The organism is uncultured Fretibacterium sp., assembly GCF_938040765.1.
In the GTDB taxonomy this organism is placed as follows: domain Bacteria; phylum Synergistota; class Synergistia; order Synergistales; family Aminobacteriaceae; genus CAJPSE01.
Window position 1 is genome coordinate 1 of the sequence record NZ_CALIAA010000153.1, and the last position, 2,228, is coordinate 2,228.

Consider the following 2,228-nt stretch of genomic DNA (forward strand, 5'->3'; position numbering starts at 1 on the left):
TCAATACATTATATCAATATCAAGATAAAATACCTACCATAAAAAAGGGAGGGCGAAAATGCTCCGCCCTCCCCCGTCCTTTCATGGACCGTAAACGGTGAGTTTTTCCGCACCTATTGGGAGGTCTTGTCCCCCGATACCTCTTCAGTGGCAGCGGGTGCGGCGTCCCCGGATGTGGGAGCCTCAGGGGCAAGGTCCTTGGAGGCCGTCCCCGCAAAAAGGGTCTCGTCGTAGATCTCGACCTTGGCCTTATCCCGGAGGGACCTCTCGAAGGCCTCGAGGTTCTGACGTTCCTTCTGCTGTTTCAGGAGCACGCGAACGTCCGCGCTCACCTCGTCGTAGGGAGTGATCCGCTCCTCGACCTTCTCGCTTTTGAGCCCTACGGCAAAGTCGCCGCTCGCCAGCTCGAGGACGGGGCTGACCTGACCGACATCCAGCGATTTCATAGGCGCCAGGGCCCCGGAGTCGAAAGCGCCGGCGGAAAGGAATATCGCCTTGTCCGTAACGCTGATCACGTCCCTAGAGGCCATGGCGTCGTCGGAGACGGCCGCCTCCCAGCTCTCTCCGCCCATCAGGCGTTCCCGAAGCGCCTCCGCGTCCCCGCTGGCGGTGAAGCGGGCCAGATGGACCTTGAAGCCCTCGGGCTGACGGTAGAACAACTCCTTCATGGTGTCGTAGAAGTGGACCGCCTCGTCCTCGCTGACGACGACCTCACCGACGGCGGCATGCATGAGCTGCTCGTTGGCCATCTGCCGGGCGATTCCCTTCTTATAATCCTCGACCTTGATCCCCGAACGCTCCAGGGACTGATAGAAGGCCTCGCGCGTCGGAAACGCCTGGTCGGCATACTCCTTCATCACCTGCTCCGCCTCGGCATCCGTCACCTGGATCCCCCGATCCCGGACCTCCTGGGCAAGCTGAAGCTCGAACACGTATTGATCCAGCAGGGACTTGTAAAGTGCCGGCATGTCCAGAGAAGCCATTCCGCGCTGTCCATAGTTCTCCAGATAGTTTCTCAGCCGCTGCTCCAGCTCGGACCGCATCAGAGGCCTTCCGTTGACCTGGGCCACCTCGTAGTCCTCCATCGCCCCGTTCGAGGAGGGGCGCGGCCCCCTCCGGGTCCCCCGCCCCTCGTACATGAGGAACGTCGAGAACAGAAAGGCCACCACAATCGCAAGCATGATCCAACGCATCTGAGTCCGCAGCTTCCGCATCACCATATCGACCATCGTCCTTCTTTCACGACAAGATTCACAGCAGAATAAAAATGCACGCCCCACGTAGGGAGGCCACGAGTTCAGATTTTATCATATCGGCCCGTCCCCGGCGCTTCCCTATGTCTCCGCAAGGGAGCGTCCCACCTTCAGGTCCGTCTCCAGGGGAACGGAGAGGCGGCCGGCCCCCTTCATGACCTCGGACAGGGCCGCCCCGACCTCCTCGGCCCGGCCGGCCGGGCACTCGCAGACCAGGGAGTCGTGCACCTGCAGAAAAAGCCTGACGGCCCCATCCCCGGCGAAGCGTCGGGCGAACGCGACCATCGCCCGGCGGGCGATGTCCGCGGCCGTCCCCTGAATGGGGGTGTTGACGAGGATGCGGTTCAGCCCGTTCCGGTCCCGAACCCCCTCCGCCGCCTCCGCCACGGGGCGGATCCGTCCGTCGAGGGTCCGGGCATAGCCGAGCGCCCGGGCCTGCGCGGCGCTCTCCTCGAGGTAGCGCCCCACCCCCGGCAGCGCGTCGAAGTAGCGCCTGACGATCCCGGCCGCCTCCCCGCGGTCGACGCCCAGCCGTTCGGCCAGCCCGAAGGCGCTCATCCCGTAGAGGAGTCCGAAGTTGACCATCTTCGCCACGCGGCGCAGCTCGGGGGTGACGAAGTCCGGCTCGACGCCGAAGACCCAGGACGCCGTCTCCCGGTGGATGTCCACCCCCCGGCGGAAGGCCTCGATCAGCCGCGGCTCCTGCGAAAAGTGCGCCAGGACGCGCAGCTCGACCTGAGAGTAGTCCGCGGCGACGAAGACGTTTCCCTCCCCGACCGGGATCAGCCCCTCCTTGATGCGCTCCGCCCAGTGGCCGAAGGCCGGCAGGTTCTGGAGGTTCGGGTCCCGGCTGCTGAGCCGCCCCGTACCGGTGAAGGCCGCCTCGAAGGTCGTGTGGACAATCCCCCCGCCGAGCTCGGCCGATCTCCGCAGGGGAACGACGAAGCCGCTGAGCATCTTGGAGAGCTCGCGATG

General features: G+C 64.6%; 2 protein-coding genes. Both read right to left on the reverse strand.

Annotated features, from left to right (window positions below; all coding sequences use genetic code 11):
* Window positions 1–113: 113 nt before the first annotated feature.
* The gene (locus tag Q0176_RS05590; RefSeq protein ID WP_299300072.1) at window positions 114–1,220 is read right to left on the reverse strand and encodes a SurA N-terminal domain-containing protein; all 1,107 of its coding nucleotides are present in this window, start codon (window positions 1,218–1,220) and stop codon (window positions 114–116) included.
* A gap of 114 nt (window positions 1,221–1,334) precedes the next feature.
* Window positions 1,335–2,228, reverse strand: an 894-nt coding sequence (locus Q0176_RS05595) for a DNA polymerase (protein WP_299300074.1), incomplete at its 5' end; no start/stop codon positions are given.